Origin of the sequence: Pseudomonas sp., from assembly GCF_035512415.1 — a bacterium.
In the GTDB taxonomy this organism is placed as follows: Bacteria; Pseudomonadota; Gammaproteobacteria; order Pseudomonadales; family Pseudomonadaceae; genus Aquipseudomonas.
The window spans coordinates 1-19,030 of sequence record NZ_DATKDZ010000009.1 but is presented as its reverse complement, the minus strand read 5'-3'; the positions used below and the strand labels follow the sequence as shown (position 1 = coordinate 19,030).

Here is a 19,030-nt window from a genome sequence, read left to right as displayed (position 1 = left end):
ATCTACTTCTTTTTCGTCTTTAAGGTTTAAGGGTTTCATATGATTCGTAAATGTCTCTTCCCTGCGGCGGGTTACGGCACGCGCTTTCTACCGGCTACCAAGGCGATGCCCAAGGAGATGCTGCCTATCGTCAACAAACCGCTGATTCAGTATGGGGTTGAGGAGGCGTATGCCGCTGGTTTGCAGCATATGGCGGTCATCACCGGGCGCGGCAAACGCGCACTGGAGGATCACTTCGATATCAGCTACGAGCTGGAGCATCAGATCCAGGGCACGGATAAAGAGCGTTATCTGGATAGCACGCGCCTGTTGATTGATGCCTGTACCTTTTCCTATACCCGCCAGGTGGAAATGAAGGGGCTCGGGCACGCCATCTTGTGCGGGCAGCAACTGATCGGCGAGGAGCCCTTCGCCGTGGTGCTGGCCGATGACCTGTGCGTCAACCCAGGGGGCGACCCGGTGCTGTTGCAGATGATCGAGCTATATCGCCAATTCCGCTGCTCGATAGTCGCGATTCAGGAAGTCCCCCGCGAGGAGACCTACAAGTACGGTGTGATCGCCGGCGAGATGATCCGTGACGATCTTTATCGCGTCAGCCATATGGTTGAGAAACCGAAGCCCGAAGAGGCTCCTTCCAATCTGGCCATTATCGGTCGCTATATCCTCACCCCCGATATCTTCCAGCTGATTGCCGATACCGAACCAGGCAAAGGCGGTGAGATTCAGATTACCGACGCACTGATGAAGCAGGCCCGGCAGGGCGCTGTGCTGGCTTACAAGTTCAAGGGCCAGCGATTCGATTGTGGCAGTGCCGAAGGTTATGTCGAGGCGACTAATTACTGTTTTGAGCAGTTCTACAAGAAAGAACAGTAGGCAAACTGCTCGCGCATATGGTCTGTGGGAGGCGCTTTAGCGGCGATTGGGTGATGCCAGTCGCGGCTAAAGCCCCTCCCACAATGCTGTGCTGGGGCTGGAAGTTGGGCCGTGGTGGTCTTTTTCATGGGCTTTTGTGCCGCAGGGCTTTAATATTCGGCGCTTTATCAGTTAGCTGTTTGGGGTTTTGTAAAGGATATGCAATCCATTCCGAGTTACCAGCCTACATTTGCTGAGCGCTACCCCGTCTCGCTATTTGTGGCGCTGCTGGACATGGCTCTGGTCATTGTTGCCGGGTTCCTGGCCCACTATTGGCGCTTTGATAATTTCGAGATGGCTGGGCGCTACGATACGGCGACCTTGCTGACCGCTATCGTCCTGGTTTTTTGCCTGGGTATGAGCGGGGCCTATGGCTCACAGCGCGGCAAGCCATTTCTGCGTCAGGTTAGCCGGTTGCTGATCGGTTGGATGGCAGCGGCCGGCATACTCCTGTCCCTGTCGTTTTTCCTAAAGGTTTCGGGGGACTATTCGCGCCTTTGGTTTTTCACGCTATTGCTGATCGGGTGCTCGTTTAGCCTGCTGATGCGTCTCGGTGTTTTCCTCCTGCTGCGTCAGCTACGCGCCGGAGGCCGTAACCTAAAGTCGGTATTGTTGGTTGAGGCAGGCGGTGAAACGGCTCAGCGTTTGAGTAATGGCCGTGGGCTTGGCGAGTCCGGCTTTACCATTGCCCATAGCCTGGCCTTTGCCCAAGGTGGCCCACAATGGCTGGATGACCTGGTCCGGGCTGTCAATGAGCATGCCGTGCACGAGGTGTGGTTGTGCTTGCCGTTGAGCGAGGGCGGGGCGTTGCGCTCGATCCTCTACGCCTTGCGTCACCACACAGTTGAAGTGCGCTTTATTCCTGAGTGGGGTGATATCCCCTTGCTTAACCACAAGGTCAGCCATATCGCCGGGCTCTATTCCCTGGACCTGAGCTGCAGCCCGATGGATGGCCCGGCGCGGCTGATCAAGCGGCTGGAGGATATGCTGTTAGGCACGCTGATTAGCCTGATGATAGTGCCGGTCTGCCTGGCCATCGGAATTGCCATCAAGCTCACCTCGCCCGGTCCTATCCTGTTCAAGCAGTACCGCACGGGCATCAACGGTAAGCGTTTCAAAGTTTACAAATTCCGCTCGATGGTGATGCATCAGGAGGCTTCGGGGGAGGTGACTCAGGCCACCCGCAGCGATGCGCGTATCACGCCCCTGGGGGCATTTCTGCGCCGTACCAGCCTGGATGAGCTCCCACAGTTCTTCAATGTGCTCCAGGGGCGCATGTCCATTGTTGGCCCGCGCCCCCATGCCCTGGCCCATAACGAGTACTACAAGGATTTGGTCGAGTCCTATATGCAGCGGCACAAGGTCAAGCCTGGCATCACCGGTTGGGCGCAGGTCAGCGGTTATCGTGGCGAGACCGATACCCTGGAAAAAATGCAGAAGCGCGTTGAGTATGACCTTTGGTATATCGACAACTGGTCGCTATGGCTGGATGTGAAGATTGTATTCCTGACGGTCTTCAAGGGTTTTATCAACAAGAACGCCTATTGAAGGGCTGTGCACCGACCATGTGTTGCCTTGCCGCCCCAACCCCTCTCCCCAGAGGGGCGAGGGGACTATTCGGCGTAAGCCGTGCCATCGTGCAACCCATCATTGGGACATGGCCTATTGAAAGCCCTCCTGCTGGGCTGGGGCTGTTTGGTGTCAGTAAATAGAAAGGAAGATTTGTGCGTTTCACTCAGCGATTGACGGCACCCGGTGCAGCGCTACCAACTGCCTGGTTGTGGGTTCTGGCACTGGGCTTGTTTGTGCAGTTGACCGGATTGCTGTTCAACAACGACGGCAGCCGCTACGCGACCCAGATGTATCTACTGTTGTTTGCGCCGGCATTGCTGCTGTTGCTGTGGCGGCGCTTGTCATTGAACACTTGGCGTCAGGTCTCCGGCCTTATCCTGCTATGCCTGCTGGCCTGGGTCGTGTTGAGTAGTTTGTTCAATACGGGCTCCGCTAAAGATCTGGCCTATTGGTTGAAAATCTGTGGCCTGATCGTTTTCTACGTATTTGCCGTGGCCAGCCTTGTACGCCACCAGAACGCCTTTAACGTTTTGTTGCTGGCTGTAGTAGCACTGGCTGCGTTCTTTGCCTGGCTGACGCTTTACTACCAATTTGGCGTGCTCGACAAGCCGCTGGAGTACAACAAGATCCGCTATTTCGGTCGCTTAAGCGAACTGGGCTGGCGTGGCCTGGCGGACCTCAAACATCCGGTTATCGCGGGCCTGTACTATGGCGTGTTCGCGGTGCTTTTGACCTACCTGTTCGTGGGTCTAAAGCTGCGTGTTTGGCAGGCAATTGTGTTGGCGTTGGGCATGCTTGGGCTGCTGGCTTATGTGCTGCTCTCCTTTTCCCGTGGAGCCTGGTTTTCCACTGCGACGGGTGCTTTTGTCCTGCTGCTGCTGTTTCCCAATACTCGCTCGCGAAGCCTTATCGGGGTGGGTTGCTTATTGATGCTGGTTACTGCCTACCTGTTCTGGCCAGAGATCCAGAAAGAGATGCGACAGGGAGTGAGCAATCGCGATCTGATCTGGGATAACTGGATTGAGCGCCTTCCCGAATTCTGGTTGGCCGGAGCCGGAGCCGGTGCCGATTTTCAGTTTACTTTCCCCCCTCCTCACAAATTCAGTGTGATACACGCCCACAGCCTGTACCTGCAACTCTGGTACGAATACGGCATTGTTGGCATCGTCTTGTTTGCCTTGCTGCTGCTGAGCCTGCTATGGAAGGGCTGGCAATGCCGGGCTCAGCCTTTGGCGCGCCTGGGCATAGCGCTGCTGGTGTATGCCATGGTGGCCATGGTGTCGGATGTCTACGCCATCTTCCATCGACCGAGCCCGTATTGGGTGCTGTTCTGGTTCCCGGTAGGTATTTTGCTGGGTGTGCAGCCGGGCAACACCAAGGAGCGCACCGCGGCCGGGTAGGTTGGCGCTGAACGCAGCGAAGCCCAACAGGCGGTAACCTGCTTGTTGGGCTTTGTCGTTTGCGCCTCAACGGAGCGCCGCTCGACCCAATGTTTATCGTCTATGTGACCTGCACTGGGGACACCGTTAATCAAAACCTATCTGCGGGAGCGGACCATGCAAGCATTGACCCCAGTTCTAGCCGACCCATTTGGTGGCGTTTGATGCGGGTGCTGGTTACCGGTGCCAGTGGCTTTGTAGGGCGGGCGCTGCTGCAGCGCTTATTGGCCCTGGACGGGGTTGACGCGGTTGCGGGATTGCGCAGGGCGGATGCATTAGCCGAGGGCGAGTTGCCCTGCGAGCGGCGCGTGTTGGGCGATCTGGCGGTGGCTGCGGTGAGTTCAGAGTCGTTGCAGGGCATCGATGTGCTGGTGCATACAGCGGCGCGTGTGCATGTGATGGATGAGGTTGCCACGGATCCGCTGGCTGCCTTTCGCGCGGTCAATGTCGAGGGCATGCTGCGCTTGGCCACAGCCGCTGCCGAGGCGGGGGTGAAGCGCTTCGTGTTGATCAGTTCGGTCAAGGTCAATGGTGAGGAAACGCCTCCGGGGCGCGCGTTCAGCGCAGCCGATCAACCTTGCCCGCGCGATGCCTACGGGCACTCCAAGTGGGAAGCCGAGCAGGCCTTGCAGGCCTTATGCGAGCGTACGGGTATACAGTGGGTGATCATCAGGCCGCCGCTGATCTATGGCCCCGGGGTTCGAGCCAACTTCAAGCGTCTGATGGGCAGCTTGGCTCACGGCCTGCCGCTGCCCCTGGGGGCGCTCGATAACCGACGTAGCCTGGTGGCGCTGGACAATTTGCTGGATCTTTTGCTGATCTGCCTGGCGCATCCTGCGGCGGCAAACCAGACCTTTATGGTCAGCGATGGCGATGACTGGTCCGTCGCTGAACTGGCAAGGTATCTGGCCCGCTCGCTGCAGCGTCCTGCCCGGTTACTGCCGGTCCCGCGGAGCTGGTTGCGCAGTGGCTTGCAGCTGTTGGGCCGGGGCTCGGTGGCCCAGCGTCTGTGCGGCGAACTATGTGTTGATATTGAAAAAACCAGAACGTTGCTGGGCTGGCAACCTGTGCATGGAGTGGCTGAGGCTTTGAGCATAACCGCCGAAGATTTCCTTGGGCGGCCTGGCCGATGATGATCGGCTTATTGCTTCTGATTGTGCTGCTGTCCTGGTTCCTCACCGGGCGGATGCGGCGCTATGCCCTGGCGCGCAGCCTGCTGGATATTCCTAATGGACGCAGCTCCCATTCGGTGCCTACCCCACGCGGGGGCGGTGTGGCGCTAGTGTTGGCTTTTCTCCTGGCATTGCCCTGGCTGGCTTACCGCGGTGGCCTGGAGGGTGCGGTGATGTGGGCGATGCTTGGCTCCGGTAGCGGGGTCGCGGTGTTGGGTTTGCTTGACGATCATGGCCATATCCCTGCCCGCTGGCGTCTTCTGGGGCATTTCGCCGCGGCCGGCTGGGCGCTGTACTGGCTCGGTGGGATGCCACCTTTAGCGGTGATGGGGGCTTCGCTGAATATGGGTTGGCTGGGGCATGGGCTGGCCGCTTTGGGCCTGGTCTGGCTGTTGAACCTCTATAACTTTATGGACGGCATCGATGGCATTGCCAGTGTGGAGGCGCTTGCGGTCTGCCTGGGGGGCGCGTTGCTTTACGCCGTGAGCGGGCATGCCGAACTGCTGTGGGCACCGCTGGCGCTAGCTTGTGCTGTGCTGGGTTTTTTTTACTGGAACATCCCGCCGGCCCGGATTTTCATGGGCGATGCGGGGAGTGGTTTTCTTGGCATGGTACTGGGTGTGATGGTGTTGCAGGCCGCCTGGGTTTCGGCCGATCTGTTCTGGGCCTGGTTGATTCTGCTGGGGGTCTTTGTGGTCGACGCCACGCTGACACTGGTACGACGTCTGCTCGGCGGTGAGCGGGTGCATGAGGCGCATCGCAGCCATGCCTACCAGCACGCGGCGCGACGCTATGGTGGGCACTTACCGGTCACCCTGAGCGTGGCGCTGTTGAGTCTGTGCTGGCTATTGCCGATTGCGCTGTGGGTGGTGCTGGGTGGGCTGGACGGCCTTGCAGGCCTGATGATCGCCTATATCCCGCTGCTGGGGCTGGCCTGGACGCTGCGTGCCGGAGTTGCCGATTAGATGATTGCCTTGGCTATGCCAAATCGCGTTGCGCTAAGCTGTGCGCGCCCATCGTTCGATGGGTTGCGGTTGCTCCGGGTGAGCGATGGTGGAAAAGAATGACGGATAAGCTGCGCACTGCATTGTTGCGTCTGCCGCGGCGCTACAAGCGTTTGCTGCAAGTGATAGTGGACGTTGTGCTGGTCTGGTCGGCGCTGTGGCTGGCGTTTGTCGTGCGGCTGGGGTTTGACAAGCGGATCGATCCATTTGGCGATCATGCCTGGCTGTTTATCGCTGCGCCGGTTATCGCCATTCCGCTGTTTATTCGTCTGGGTATGTACCGCGCCGTAATGCGCTATTTCGGCAATGACGCCCTGGTGGCGATCTTCAAGGCGGTGACGCTTGCCGCTCTGCTTCTGTCCCTGGCGGTTTACTGGTACCGAGGTGCGCCGGCCCTGGTGCCCCGTTCTTTGGTATTCAACTATTGGTGGTTCAGCCTGTTGCTGGTGGGCGGTTTGCGTCTGTTGATGCGCCAGTACTTTATGGGCGACTGGTATGTGGCGGCGCGCCAGTTGTCTTTCGGCAATGCCGGGCGACGTGATGTGCTGCCAAAGGTCGCGATCTACGGGGCGGGGGCGGCGGGCAATCAGCTGGTGGCAGCCTTGCGCGCTGGGCGTTCGGTGCAGCCGGTGGCGTTTGTCGACGACGATAAAAGCATTTCCACGCAGATCATTGCCGGATTGCAGGTATACCGTCCCGCGCATATTCAGCGGATGATCGACGACACTGGAGCCCAGGAAATTCTTCTGGCGGTTCCCTCACTTTCCCGCTCGCGGCGGCGGGAAATACTCGAATTGCTCGAAGGCTTTCCGTTGCATGTGCGCAGCGTGCCGGATTTTATGGATCTGGCCAGTGGCCGGGTCAAAGTCGATGATCTACAGGAAGTAGCGATTGCCGACTTGCTCGGGCGTGACGCGGTGCCGCCCAATATGGCCCTGCTGGAGCGCTGCATTCAGGGCCGTGTGGTAATGGTGACCGGTGCCGGTGGCTCTATCGGTGCGGAACTGTGCCGACAGATTGTCACGGCCAGGCCCGCGACCTTGCTGCTGTTCGAACACAGCGAGTTCAATCTCTACAGCATTCATAACGAATTGGAGCAGCGTCTGCGCCGCGAGTCCCTGGCGGTACGACTGGTGCCTATCTTGGGTTCGATCCGCAATGCCGGGCGCGTGCTGGATGTGATGCGCACCTGGGCGGTCAATACGGTGTACCACGCGGCGGCCTACAAGCATGTGCCGATGGTCGAGCACAATATCGCTGAAGGTGTGCTGAACAATGTGCTGGGGTCTATCCTTACCGCCCAGGCGGCGATAAAAGCGGGGGTCGAGCATTTTGTGCTGATCTCCACCGATAAGGCGGTGCGTCCGACCAACGTCATGGGGAGTAGCAAGCGCCTGGCGGAAATGGCCCTGCAGGCACTCAGTGGCGAGGCGGCCCCGGTGCTGTTTCACGATGAGGACGGACTGCATCGGGTCAATAAGACACGCTTCAGCATGGTGCGCTTCGGCAACGTGCTGGGCTCCTCCGGTTCGGTGATTCCCCTGTTCCATGAGCAGATTCGCAAGGGGGGGCCGGTCACTGTCACCCACCCCAATATCACCCGCTATTTTATGACCATTCCAGAAGCCGCTCAGTTGGTGATTCAAGCCGGTGCCATGGGGCGGGGCGGGGATGTGTTTGTGCTGGATATGGGTCAGCCGGTGAGAATTGCCGCTCTGGCCGAGAAGATGATTCACCTCAGCGGCTTGAGTGTGCGTTCGGAGAACAATCTCCAGGGCGATATTGCCATTGAGTTTACCGGTCTGCGCCCTGGCGAAAAGCTCTACGAGGAGCTGCTGATCGGTGGCGACGTCAGCCCGACCGAGCACCCGATGATTCAGCGCGCCAATGAAGAGTATTTGCCCTGGAACCTGTTCAAGACTCTGCTGGCGGATTTGCTCAACGCGGTGGAGCACGATGACTACGACCGTGTGCGGCAACTATTGCGAGAATCAGTGAGCGGCTATGCCCCTGAGGGGGAAATCGTCGATTGGATCCATCAGCAGCGTCGAATCGAACCCTAGCGCGGTTTGTCGTTGATGACTGCTTTGATGGCGTCGACTTCAGCATGATGTTGTTGCGTGGTGAACAAGCGGCGTAAGCCATCGTTACACGGCTGTGTTACTTCAGAACTACCGATGCCGGCGAAATATTTTCGACAGCATTCTGTAGGAGCCAGCTTGCTGGCGATATCCGGTGTCTGTTGGTGGACCTAGAGGCCTGGTTTCTCTAGTGAGCAGGCCTTGGTTGTGGAAGCGACTATGACGAGACAGGCCACTAGCATGCGCCTATCAGGGGGTATGCCGGGTTATTTGGTACTAGGGATTAGAAGGAATATTTGTGCGGTTTACTCAGCGATTAATGGTGTCTGATGTGGTGTTGCCCAAGGCTTGGCTAATGGTTTTAGCATTGGGGCTCTTTGTACAGTTGACAGGGCTGTTGTTCAACAGCGATGGCAGCCGTTATGCAACACAGACCTATTTGTTGTTGTTCGTACCTGCACTGGTTCTGTTTCTCTGGCAGCGATTGTCTTTGCATACTTGGTCTCAGGTACCAGGGGTATTTTTCTTGTGTCTGCTGGCGTGGGTACTGTTGAGTGGTTTACTCAACCCCGGTTCAAGTAATGGGGCTGTTTATTGGCTGAAGATAGCGCTGCTGATCCTGCTCTATGTCTTCGCTGTAGCCTGCCTGGTAAGGCACAAGAGAGCTTTTACTTGGTTGCTGGTGGCTGTGACTGCTACGGCCGTTGTGTTTGCTTGGCTGACGCTTTATTACCAGTTTGGTGTCTTGGATAAGCCGGTAAGTTACCGGGCACTGCGGTATGCTCGATTACATGAGTTGGGTTGGCGCGGGTTGGCGGATCTTAAAAATCCTATTATCGCCGGACTCTATTACGGCGTATTTGCGGTGCTTCTGACTTACCTCTTGGTCGGATTTAAGGTGCGTGCTTGGCAGGCTGCTTTACTGGTCATGGGTATGTCGGGGCTGCTGGCCTATATATTGTTCACGGCTTCCCGCGGAGCTTGGTTTGCTACTGCTGCGGGGGGGCTGGCCACATTGCTGCTGTTCCCTAATGTTAAGTCACGAACCTTGATCGGGCTGGGTTGTTTAATGGTTGTGGTGGTAGCCAGTCTGTTCTGGCCAGAAATTCAGTATGAGCAGAGAAGAGGTGTAAGTGGCCGTGATCTGATCTGGGGTAACTGGGCTGATCGCCTTCCCGAATTTTGGTTAATGGGCGCAGGGGCTGGGGCGGATTTAATATTTAATTTTCCAAACTCCAGTCTAGGCTTTCTGCATGCCCACAGCCTCTATTTGCAGCTCTGGTACGAGTACGGCATCGTCGGATTTAGCCTTTTTGTTTTGCTGTTACTAAGCCTGCTATGGAAGGGCTGGCAGTGTAGAGCTGAGCCTTTGGCGCGCCTGGGCTTGGCGTTGTTGGTGTTGGCCATGGTGGCTATGGTTTCGGATGTCTATGCCATTTTCCATCGCCCAAGCCCATATTGGGTGTTGTTCTGGTTCCCTGTAGGCATTCTACTAGGCGTGAGTCGTCGCGATGGAAGGGAGTGTTTAGAGCCGAGTGTTCAGGAGAAGCCTGAAAACGACTCCCTGACTTTGACATAACACCTAGGTTCCACTCGCTAAGCTGCTTGCCGAAGTAGGTGGCCGTTGTGGGCACCGAGTACGCCGGTAAGCGTAAGCAAATCCGTAATCCAAGGATTAGGCCATATGGCTTCAGGTCGAGTACTGGTCACCGGTGGTGCCGGCTTTATCGGCTCTGCCGTAGTGCGCCATCTGATTGACAATACCGCCACCGAGGTTGCCAGCCTCGACAAGCTGACCTATGCCGGCAATCTGGAGTCGCTGGTTTCAGTGTCCGATTCGCCTCGTTACCATTTTTATCAGGTGGATATCTGCGATGGTGCGGCCCTGGATACGGTGTTTACCGAATTCAAGCCAACGGCGGTGATGCACCTAGCAGCGGAGTCCCATGTGGACCGCTCCATCGATGGGCCAGCGGATTTTATCCAGACCAATATTGTCGGCACCTACAGCCTGCTGGAGGCCGCCCGTCGTTATTGGAGTGGTTTGGCTGACGCACAGAAGGCGGCGTTCCGCTTTCATCATATTTCCACCGATGAGGTGTATGGCGACCTTGAGGGGACGGACGATCTGTTCACCGAAATCACAGCTTATGCACCGAGTTCGCCTTACTCGGCCTCCAAGGCTAGTTCTGACCATTTGGTGCGTGCCTGGCAGCGTACCTATGGCCTGCCGGTGTTGTTGACCAATTGCTCGAACAACTACGGGCCGTTCCACTTCCCCGAGAAGCTGATCCCGCACGTTATCCTCAATGCGCTGGCTGGTAAGCCGTTGCCCGTATATGGCGACGGCTCGCAGATTCGTGACTGGCTGTATGTGGAAGACCATGCGCGGGCCCTGTGTGAGGTGGCCAGCCGCGGTGTGGTGGGCGAGACCTACAACATTGGTGGGCATAACGAGAAGCGCAATTTGCAGGTGGTGGAAACCATCTGCGACCTGCTCGATGAGTTGGCACCGGGAGCCGGTGATCGCGACGCAAGGACTGGGCGTCCCCATCGCTCCTACAGAGCTTTGATTACCTTTGTAAAGGATCGGCCAGGGCATGATCGCCGCTATGCCATAGACGCCAGCAAGATCGAGCGCGAGCTGGGCTGGAAGCCGCAGGAGACATTCGAAACGGGGCTGCGCAAGACCGTGCAGTGGTACCTGGACAACCGCCAGTGGTGGGAGCGGGTACTGAGCGGCGAATATCAATTGGGGCGTTTGGGAGAGCAGGCATGAAAGGCATCATTCTCGCCGGCGGTTCCGGTACGCGCTTACACCCCATTACCCGGGGCGTATCCAAGCAATTGCTGCCGGTTTACGACAAACCGATGATCTACTATCCCTTGTCGGTGCTGATGCTGGCCGGCATTCGCGAGGTATTGATCATTTCCACCCCGGAAGACTTGCCGAATTTCCGCAAGCTGCTGGGCGATGGTTCCGAGTTTGGTATCGAGTTGAGCTATGCCGAGCAGCCTTCGCCGGATGGCCTGGCACAGGCGTTCCTGATCGGCGAGTCGTTTATTGGTGATAGCAGCGTCTGCTTGATCCTCGGCGACAATATCTTTTACGGCTATGGCTTCAGCTCCATGCTGCGCGATGCCGTCGGTCGCGCAAGCGGTGCCACCGTATTCGGTTATCACGTTTCCGACCCAGAGCGCTTTGGTGTGGTGGAATTCGATAGCGCTGGCAAGGCAATCTCGATTGAGGAAAAGCCCGCGATACCGAAGTCCAACTACGCGGTAACCGGTTTGTATTTCTACGACAATTCGGTGGTGGAAATTGCCAAGCAGGTAAAACCGTCCAGCCGCGGGGAGTTGGAAATCACTGATGTGAACAACGCCTACCTGCAGCGTGGTGATTTGCATGTCAGTCTGCTTGGTCGTGGTTTCGCCTGGCTGGATACCGGCACCCATGATTCGTTGATGGAAGCTAGCCACTTTGTACATATCATCGAGGCGCGCCAGGGGCTGAAGGTGGCCTGCCTGGAAGAAATCGCTTATCAGCAGGGCTGGCTCTCCGCCGAGCAACTTGCCAGGCAGGCCAAAGCGCTAAGCAAAACTGGGTATGGACAGTATCTTCAGCGCCTACTGACTCAGGAGGCTGTTGAGTGAAGGTCATCGAGACAGTCCTGCCCGGTGTGTTGATCATCGAGCCCAAGGTGTTCGGCGATCATCGCGGTTTTTTTCTCGAGTCTTTTCAGGTCGAGCGTTATCGCCAGGCGGGAATCGATTTGTCCTTTGTCCAGGACAACCATTCGCGCTCGCAGCGCGGGGTCTTGCGCGGTTTGCATTTCCAGCGCACTCGCCCCCAGGGCAAGCTGGTTAGCGTCAGCCGCGGTGCGGTGTATGACGTGGCTGTGGATATCGACCCGAAATCGCCGACCTGTGGCCAGTTTGTGGGGGTGGAACTGAATGACGAGAACCACCGTCAACTCTGGGTGCCGCCAGGCTATGCCCATGGCTTCTGTGTGCTGAGCGAGGTGGCGGATTTTCAGTACAAGTGCACTGACCTGTACTTCCCGGAAGATGAGGGCGGTCTGATCTGGAATGACCCGGATGTAAATATCCCCTGGCCAATCAGCGAGCCGCAATTGTCCGGCAAGGATATGCACAACCCAGGGTTGCGTGATCTGGTCCGTTAGATGAGGTGCGAGGGGCAAGGCGAAACTCGGCGTTTATTCCAGTCTAATGGCAGTCATGCACTCTTTTCCTAATCGGCTTGCAACGCGGCTAGAGCCCTCTCCCGCGGGGTGGGAGGGGGTGGGCGGTGTTGATGGGTATATAGTGTCCAGCCAGGGCTTTGTCCCCTCACCCCAGCTCTCTCCCCAAGGGGCTAGGGAGTTGAATGTGCATGTCGGTAGATGGCGGTGACAGGATGTAGAGTGGCCCGAGACGCCGGCCGTTTAGGAGCGTAGCGACAATGCGCCAGCGTTATGCCACGACGATAAGCCATGGTGCACTGCCTGCGGCGAGTGACTCCCTACGGGTCACCAAACCTCGGCTGCTGCATCGCGCCTGCTATTTTCACGGCTCGGGACGCCGGCCGTTCAGGAACGCAGCGACAACCCGCTAGCGATATGCCGCGACGATAAACCACGGTGCACTGCCTGCGGGGAGTGGCACCCTACGGATCGTCAACCTTCGGTTGTGGTATCGCGCCTGATATTTTTCCAATCTTGAGATTTTTATATGCGTGTATTGATTACCGGTGCCCATGGTCAGGTCGGTCATGAGCTGATGCGCCTGGTACCTACGGGTTTCGAGGCGATAGGGATGGGCTCGGCCGAGTTGGATATTACCGATGCGGCGCAAGTGGCGGCGGTGGTGGGGCGGGTACAACCGCAGCTGATCATCAATGCGGCGGCCTACACCGCTGTGGACAAGGCCGAGAGTGAAGCGCAACTGGCTTACGCAGTGAATCGTGATGGAGTTGCGAACCTGGCCAGTGCCGCCGAGGCGAGGGCCATTGCGCTACTGCATCTGTCCACTGATTACGTGTTTGCCGGGGATGCCACTACCCCTTATGGCGAACAGGATGCCACTGCCCCCACTGGGGTGTATGGCGCGAGCAAGCTGGCAGGGGAGTTGGCACTGGTGGCGGGCTGCAGCCGCTATATGATCCTGCGCACCAGCTGGGTGTTCGGCGCGCATGGCAACAACTTCGTCAAGACCATGCTACGGCTGGGGCGTGAACGCGAGGAGCTGTCAGTGGTGGCCGACCAGCAAGGTTGCCCGACCTCGGCGGCGAGTATCGCCTGTGCACTATGGCCCCTGGCGCAGCAGTACCGCGATAGCGGTGCGTTACAGTGGGGGCTCTATCACTACAGCGGCATGCCGGCCTGCAGTTGGCATGGTTTCGCCCAAGAGATCTTCGCTCAGGCGCACGAGCTGGGCATGTTGCCGCGGGTGCCTGTGGTACATGCCATCAGTACGGCGCAATACCCCACGCCGGCGAAGCGCCCGGCATGGTCGGTTATGGATTGCAGCCGCCTGCAGCAGGCGCAGCAGATAAAGCCTGCCGACTGGCGCACGGAGCTGCGCGCGGTCTTGCTGGAGCTGGCGGGGCAGTAGCTGCTTGCAAGCAGCTTGTTATTTATATGGGTTGGATCAAATTTTTTTCTTCGGTTATTTGACAGGCTTCTAACAGCGTCTAGTTTTGAGAAAACGCGGAGCAGGAAGTCCCGCGTTTTGGAATAACAACACACGAAAGGACTCTAGCCATGTTGAAACTGAAACTCTCCTCCCTGTTGTTCGCTCTGCTTGCCTCGATGTCGCTGGTGGTTGCAGCGGCTGAGGTGTCTCCGAAACCTGCCAGCCCGGGCGAAGCCGTTCAGGTCGCTACTGCTGCCATTGTCAATCTCAATACCGCCGACGCCGCTACCCTGCAACGCGAGTTGCTGGGCATTGGTCAGGTCAAGGCCGAGGCCATCGTGGCTTACCGCGAGGCGCACGGTGACTTTGCCTCGGTGGACGAGTTGCTTGAGGTCAAAGGTATCGGGCCCGCGATTCTGGAAAAGAATCGCGACAAGTTGAGTGTTAACTGACGCGCCTGGGCGTTTATCGAAAGACCGGTTATTCACCCCAAATGCCGTTCACCTTAAGTCAGGTGAACGGCATTTTTTGTGGGCTGCATTTATGAGACGTAGGGTGGATGACGCTTTATTCATCCACCAAGTCGCGATGGTGGATGAGAAGGGCATCATCGACCCTACGTAGTGCCCGGTGCCCTGGCGCAATCCGGGAAACACTACCTGCTCCGGCCCCCATTCGGTTCCCGGACTGCGCTAGCGCTTGTTCGGGCTACAGTGCACACCGTGCCCCTATGCGCGTGCCTCGGGGCTGTGATTGTGCTGTCGTGGGGTTACCCTGTGGGTGGTGGTCGAATCGGGAAGGACATTGCGATGTTTGTGTTGCTGGCTGCAGATGCCGTGCTGCTTTTTCATCTGTTGTTTATTGTTTTTGTGCTGTTTGGCGGTCTGCTGGTGTGGCGCTGGTATCGGCTGATCTGGCTGCATCTGCCGGCGGCGCTATGGGGTGTGACGGTGGAGGTGCTGCACCTGCAGTGCCCGCTGACGCCCCTGGAGAACAGCCTGCGCCAGGCTGCTGGGCAGGCGGGGTATACCGGCGGTTTTGTCGAGCATTACCTGGTGCCGGTGATCTACCCGGCGGGCCTTACGCCGCAGGTGCAACTGTGGCTGGGGGCTTTTGTGCTGCTGTTCAATGTGCTGATTTATGCCCGACTGCTTTTGCGCCGCAGGCCCTGGCGACGCGCTTAGTGTCGCGTCACAAAGCATTAGCCCCATGCGGCATTAGCCATCGGGTTGCAGGAGCGGCTGGCGGCACTGCGCCATGCCGGCGATTCGTAAGCATGGCGTGCTCCTACATCTTTGCGACATTTGAACCTAGCCTTCATTTTTGCCAGCCCCCAGGGGCCGGCGCGCGGTATGGCGTTCTGCTCCGCGGCTGGTGCTATGTTGTCATTCATAAGGTTGATGGAGCATGGGGTGGGATAATTCCTTCGCTACACTGGGGCCATCTACCACAGCACAACAAGGCAGCCTTTATATGCAAAATCGCATGATGATTACCGGCGCGGGTTCGGGTTTGGGTCGCGAAATCGCTCTGCGGTGGGCGCGTGAGGGTTGGCAGTTGGCGCTTTCCGATGTCAACGAACCGGGCCTGGCCGAGACCCTGCAACTGGTCCGTGCCGCTGGCGGCGATGGCTTTACCCAGCGTTGCGATGTGCGCGATTACAGTCAGCTGACGGCGCTGGCCCAGGCCTGTGAAGAGCGCTTCGGCGGTATCGATGTGATCGTCAACAATGCCGGCGTGGCGTCGGGCGGCTTCTTCAGCGAGCTGTCGCTGGAAGACTGGGATTGGCAGATCGCGATCAACCTGATGGGCGTGGTCAAGGGCTGCAAAGCCTTCCTGCCGTTGCTGGAAAAGAGCAAGGGCAAGATCGTCAACGTTGCTTCCATGGCGGCGCTGATGCAGGGCCCGGCCATGAGCAACTACAACGTGGCCAAGGCCGGCGTGGTGGCGTTGTCGGAAAGCCTGCTGATCGAGCTGAAGATGCTGGAGGTGGGCGTGCATGTGGTGTGCCCGTCGTTCTTCCAGACCAATCTGCTCGACTCCTTCCGCGGCCCGACTCCGGCGATGAAGGCGCAGGTGGGCAAGTTGCTGGAGAGCTCGCCGATCAGTGCCAGCGATATCGCCGACTACATCTACCAGGAAATCGCCAAGGGCGAGTTTATGATTCTGCCCCATGAGCAGGGCCGCATGGCCTGGGCCCTGAAGCAGAAGAACCCGCAACTGCTGTACAACGAAATGACCACCATGGCCGACAAGATGCGTGCGGTAAAACCCAAGCAGGGCTGAGAGGCTGTGAAAACTCCCGCCTACTGCGAGCGCCTCCAGACGCCCGCTGCTGGCGTTGCGCTACGCAAAAAACGGGGTCATTTAGCTCACTAAACGCCCCCGTTTTTTGCGCAGCGCGCCTTGCCGAGAACGACTGGAGACCCTCTCGTCACAGCGCTCGATTTTTTCACAACCTCTGAGTTACCACCGTTAGTTGATTTATAGGTCAGCTTTATTGCGCCCCGGGCTTGCCTGTCGCAAGTCCGGGGGGTAGGGTTTGCCGTCATGTCGGCCTGGCCGCGAAACCGATGGATGTTCTGTGAAACCTTTCCCGCGGGCCATGCTGTTGCTGGCCCTGATTCTGGCGGCGATCAATCTGCGTCCCGGCATCACCTCCCTGGCTCCGCTCATTGAGCGTATCGCTACAGAACTGGCCTTGAGCCGCAGCCTGATCAGCCTGACCACGGCGCTGCCCGTTCTGTGCATGGGGCTGCTGGCCCCATTGGCTCCGCGCCTGGCGTTGCGTATTGGCCTGGAGCGTACCCTGGCCCTGTGCATGGGGGTAATCGCCCTGGCGTTGTTGCTGCGTCTGGCGGGGCATAACAGCCTGATTCTGATCGGTAGCGCTGTACTGCTGGGGGCGGCCATTGCGGTGGCGGGGCCGCTGCTATCGGGTTTTATCAAGCGCTATTTCATGGCCAGTATGGGCAGTGTAGTGGGCTGGTATTCCCTGAGCATGGCCGTGGGCGGGGCAGGTGGCGCGGTGTTGACTGCGCCGGCCACTCAGCTGCTGGGGGATGACTGGGCGCGTGGCCTGGCGGTCTGGGCCGTACCGGCCTTGCTGGGCCTACTGTTGTGGTTGTGCCTGCCGAACCGGATCGAGGCGGCGGATGCAGGTGAGGGCAACGTCGGTCTGCCATGGCGACAGCCCAGGGCCTGGCTGATCAGTGGTTTTTTTGCCTTGCAGGCCGGCTTGTTCTACGCCCTGGCCACCTGGGCGGTGGCGCGTTATCACGAGGCCGGGCTAAGCCTGATGCACAGCAACAGCCTGTTCAGCCTCTCGATGCTGATGGGCTTGCCCGGCTCCTTTCTGATGCCGTGGCTGGCCCAGCGTTTCGACAACCGTTACCTGCTGCTGTTGGGCTGCGGTCTGTTGTCTTCCCTGAGCCTGGCGATGATCACCTTCGCGCCGACCTTCCTGCCGGAGCTGTGGGCAGTCAGTATCGGCCTGGGCCTGGGCGGCTCCTTCGCTCTGTCTTTGGTACTGCCCTTGTATGAAGCGGGATCGCCATTGGCGGTCAGCCGCTGGACCGCCATGATGCTTTTCGTCGGCTACAGCCTGGCCTGCCTGACGCCGGTGCTGACGGGGCTGGCTCGTGATCTGGCCGGCAACTACCAGCTGCCTTTTATGGTGCTGACCAGCCTGGCGGTATTGATGAGCCTGCTGGCGTGGATCATGGGCCGCGAACGCCGTAGGCGTGCTTCGCGTTGAGGGGCAGCGGTGCATGGTTGTAGGTGTGCCGTGTCAGGGGATCGGGGTTGCCCTGGTGCGCACCGCAAGGGTCGCGGTGTTAGCCGCTGCCTAGGAGTCTGTCGGGCTTTTCCGCTGTAGAACAGCGTTAAGTCCGTCAGGCTTCTAGGGCTATTGCTGGGTTATTGGTGCGCACGGTGTTCAGCCGGGATACATGGGTAACGCCTGTCGGGAGACATGGGTAACGGGTTGTTGATCTTCACTTGCGCTTTCTCAAGTCGAGCTGGCGGATGGTCTTGTGGATGAAAATTACATCGTAGACGTCATCCACCTTGGTCGGGCGGATGGCCACTCGCTCGCCCAGCAGAGCGCCACCGACAAAACGGCTTTTACCTTCAAATCGAACCTGCCCTGTTCCACTCACCTTGAGCACCCTATCTCCCGGTTCATACTCAATTTCCGGCAGTTGTTCCGGATAGCTGCGCACGCTGGGCTGGTAGCGCGATATCGGTGGTAGCTGGCCCAGTGCCTCATGAGGCCGCTGCTGGTTGTACTGTGACCGCCAGTGATCCATCACGCGCTGGCAGTGTTGCAGATCGCTGAAGGTGCGATGCAGCAGTTCCCGCTTGAGGGTTTGATGGAAGCGCTCCAGCTTGCCCTGGGTCTGTGGGTGATGAGGGCGGCTATGGCTAACCTCGATACCCAGGCGCATCAGCCAGATCTCCAGTGTCGATAAGCCGCCTTCGATGTTCGAGCCCCAGGGCGGGCCGTTATCTGCCGTTATGCGGCGAGGCAGGCCATAGCGACGAAACACCTGGATCAGCTTGGGACGGACCAGCTCCAAACGTTCCCCCTCACAAGACTCCAGGCAAAGCGCAAAGCGTGAGTGGTCATCTAGCACGGTCAGTGGGTGACAACGTGGAGAGTGGCGATCCGAGAGGTGGAAGTTGCCCTTGAAGTCGATCTGCCACAGCTCGTTCGGCCGCTCATGCTCAAAGCGCCGAGTCGCAGGGGCTTGCGCCTCCCCGGCGTGATAACGCACCTGACAACCGTGGCGGCGGAGAATCGCATCGATGGTGCTGTGGTGCGGCCGCTTAACCCCATCGGGCAACAAGCAGAGAAGCTTGCGAGCACCCCAGTAAGGAAATTGGTGGTGTAACCGCACCACCTCCTGCTCCAGCTCAGGACTACTTCGTCTTGGGCTTTGCAGAGGGCATCGGGATTGATCCTGAAGCCCTGTATCACCTTGCTCGCGATAGCGATGCAACCATTTGTATGCGGTCTTGGGACTGATCTCATAGCGTCGACAGAGCTCTCGAATATTGCTCTGGGGCTGCTTGGCTAACAACACGAATTCGCGTCGTATCGACATGGTGGTGCACTCCTGCCACGGCATCGCTCGAACTCCTCATTCGAAAGATTCCGTAAGCCTAAATGCGTTACCTATGTCTCCCGACACCTGTTACCTATGTCTCCCGGC

At 58.4% G+C, this 19,030-nt stretch carries 16 protein-coding genes; 15 read left to right on the top strand and 1 reads right to left on the bottom strand.

The annotated features are described in order from the left end of the window. Positions 1–39 precede the first annotated feature (39 nt). The 15 genes from galU to VMP31_RS03540 all read left to right on the top strand — a co-directional run bounded on the left by galU (position 40) and on the right by VMP31_RS03540 (position 17,571). The gene (gene galU, locus VMP31_RS03610) at positions 40–873 is read left to right on the top strand and encodes a UTP--glucose-1-phosphate uridylyltransferase GalU (protein WP_325504166.1); all 834 of its coding nucleotides are present in this window, start codon (positions 40–42) and stop codon (positions 871–873) included. Positions 874–1,146: 273 nt separating this feature from the next. Then, entirely contained in the window at positions 1,147–2,460 is a 1,314-nt protein-coding gene (locus VMP31_RS03605) for an undecaprenyl-phosphate glucose phosphotransferase (RefSeq protein WP_325504164.1), read from the top strand. A gap of 176 nt (positions 2,461–2,636) precedes the next feature. After that, entirely contained in the window at positions 2,637–3,884 is a 1,248-nt protein-coding gene (locus VMP31_RS03600) for an O-antigen ligase family protein (protein ID WP_325504162.1), read from the top strand. Between the two features lie 89 nt (positions 3,885–3,973). Then, positions 3,974–5,056: an NAD-dependent epimerase/dehydratase family protein gene (locus VMP31_RS03595; protein ID WP_325504160.1), complete on the top strand. Its 1,083-nt coding sequence runs from the start codon at positions 3,974–3,976 to the stop codon at positions 5,054–5,056. After that, positions 5,053–6,060 (top strand): glycosyltransferase family 4 protein, encoded by a 1,008-nt coding sequence (locus VMP31_RS03590; protein ID WP_325504158.1) that lies wholly within the window; start codon positions 5,053–5,055, stop codon positions 6,058–6,060. The genes VMP31_RS03595 and VMP31_RS03590 overlap by 4 nt, the downstream gene beginning before the upstream one ends. A gap of 98 nt (positions 6,061–6,158) precedes the next feature. Next, positions 6,159–8,162: a nucleoside-diphosphate sugar epimerase/dehydratase gene (locus VMP31_RS03585; protein ID WP_325504156.1), complete on the top strand. Its 2,004-nt coding sequence runs from the start codon at positions 6,159–6,161 to the stop codon at positions 8,160–8,162. Between the two features lie 316 nt (positions 8,163–8,478). After that, positions 8,479–9,759 carry an O-antigen ligase family protein gene (locus VMP31_RS03580; protein WP_325504155.1) on the top strand — a complete coding sequence of 427 codons (1,281 nt, stop codon included), beginning with the start codon at positions 8,479–8,481 and terminating at the stop codon, positions 9,757–9,759. 105 nt (positions 9,760–9,864) lie between these two features. Then, positions 9,865–10,959, top strand: coding sequence for a dTDP-glucose 4,6-dehydratase (gene rfbB / locus VMP31_RS03575; RefSeq protein WP_325504153.1), 1,095 nt, complete (start codon positions 9,865–9,867; stop codon positions 10,957–10,959). After that, complete coding sequence (rfbA, locus tag VMP31_RS03570; protein ID WP_325504151.1) at positions 10,956–11,834, top strand: glucose-1-phosphate thymidylyltransferase RfbA; 879 nt, start codon at positions 10,956–10,958, stop codon at positions 11,832–11,834. The genes rfbB and rfbA overlap by 4 nt, the downstream gene beginning before the upstream one ends. Then, positions 11,831–12,364 carry a dTDP-4-dehydrorhamnose 3,5-epimerase gene (gene rfbC / locus VMP31_RS03565; protein WP_325504149.1) on the top strand — a complete coding sequence of 178 codons (534 nt, stop codon included), beginning with the start codon at positions 11,831–11,833 and terminating at the stop codon, positions 12,362–12,364. Before rfbA ends, rfbC begins: the two co-directional genes overlap by 4 nt. A gap of 547 nt (positions 12,365–12,911) precedes the next feature. Beyond that, positions 12,912–13,793: a dTDP-4-dehydrorhamnose reductase gene (rfbD, locus tag VMP31_RS03560; protein ID WP_325504147.1), complete on the top strand. Its 882-nt coding sequence runs from the start codon at positions 12,912–12,914 to the stop codon at positions 13,791–13,793. Between the two features lie 149 nt (positions 13,794–13,942). Then, entirely contained in the window at positions 13,943–14,266 is a 324-nt protein-coding gene (locus VMP31_RS03555) for a helix-hairpin-helix domain-containing protein (protein WP_325504144.1), read from the top strand. 357 nt (positions 14,267–14,623) lie between these two features. Beyond that, the gene (locus tag VMP31_RS03550) at positions 14,624–14,998 is read left to right on the top strand and encodes a DUF2784 domain-containing protein (protein WP_325504142.1); all 375 of its coding nucleotides are present in this window, start codon (positions 14,624–14,626) and stop codon (positions 14,996–14,998) included. A gap of 289 nt (positions 14,999–15,287) precedes the next feature. Then, positions 15,288–16,100 (top strand): SDR family oxidoreductase, encoded by an 813-nt coding sequence (locus VMP31_RS03545; protein ID WP_325504140.1) that lies wholly within the window; start codon positions 15,288–15,290, stop codon positions 16,098–16,100. Between the two features lie 298 nt (positions 16,101–16,398). After that, positions 16,399–17,571, top strand: coding sequence for a CynX/NimT family MFS transporter (locus VMP31_RS03540; protein WP_325504138.1), 1,173 nt, complete (start codon positions 16,399–16,401; stop codon positions 17,569–17,571). 238 nt (positions 17,572–17,809) lie between these two features. Here the strand turns inward: VMP31_RS03540 and VMP31_RS03535 are convergent, their stop codons facing one another. Beyond that, positions 17,810–18,946: an IS481 family transposase gene (locus VMP31_RS03535; protein WP_325504136.1), complete on the bottom strand. Its 1,137-nt coding sequence runs from the start codon at positions 18,944–18,946 to the stop codon at positions 17,810–17,812. Positions 18,947–19,030: the final 84 nt, after the last annotated feature.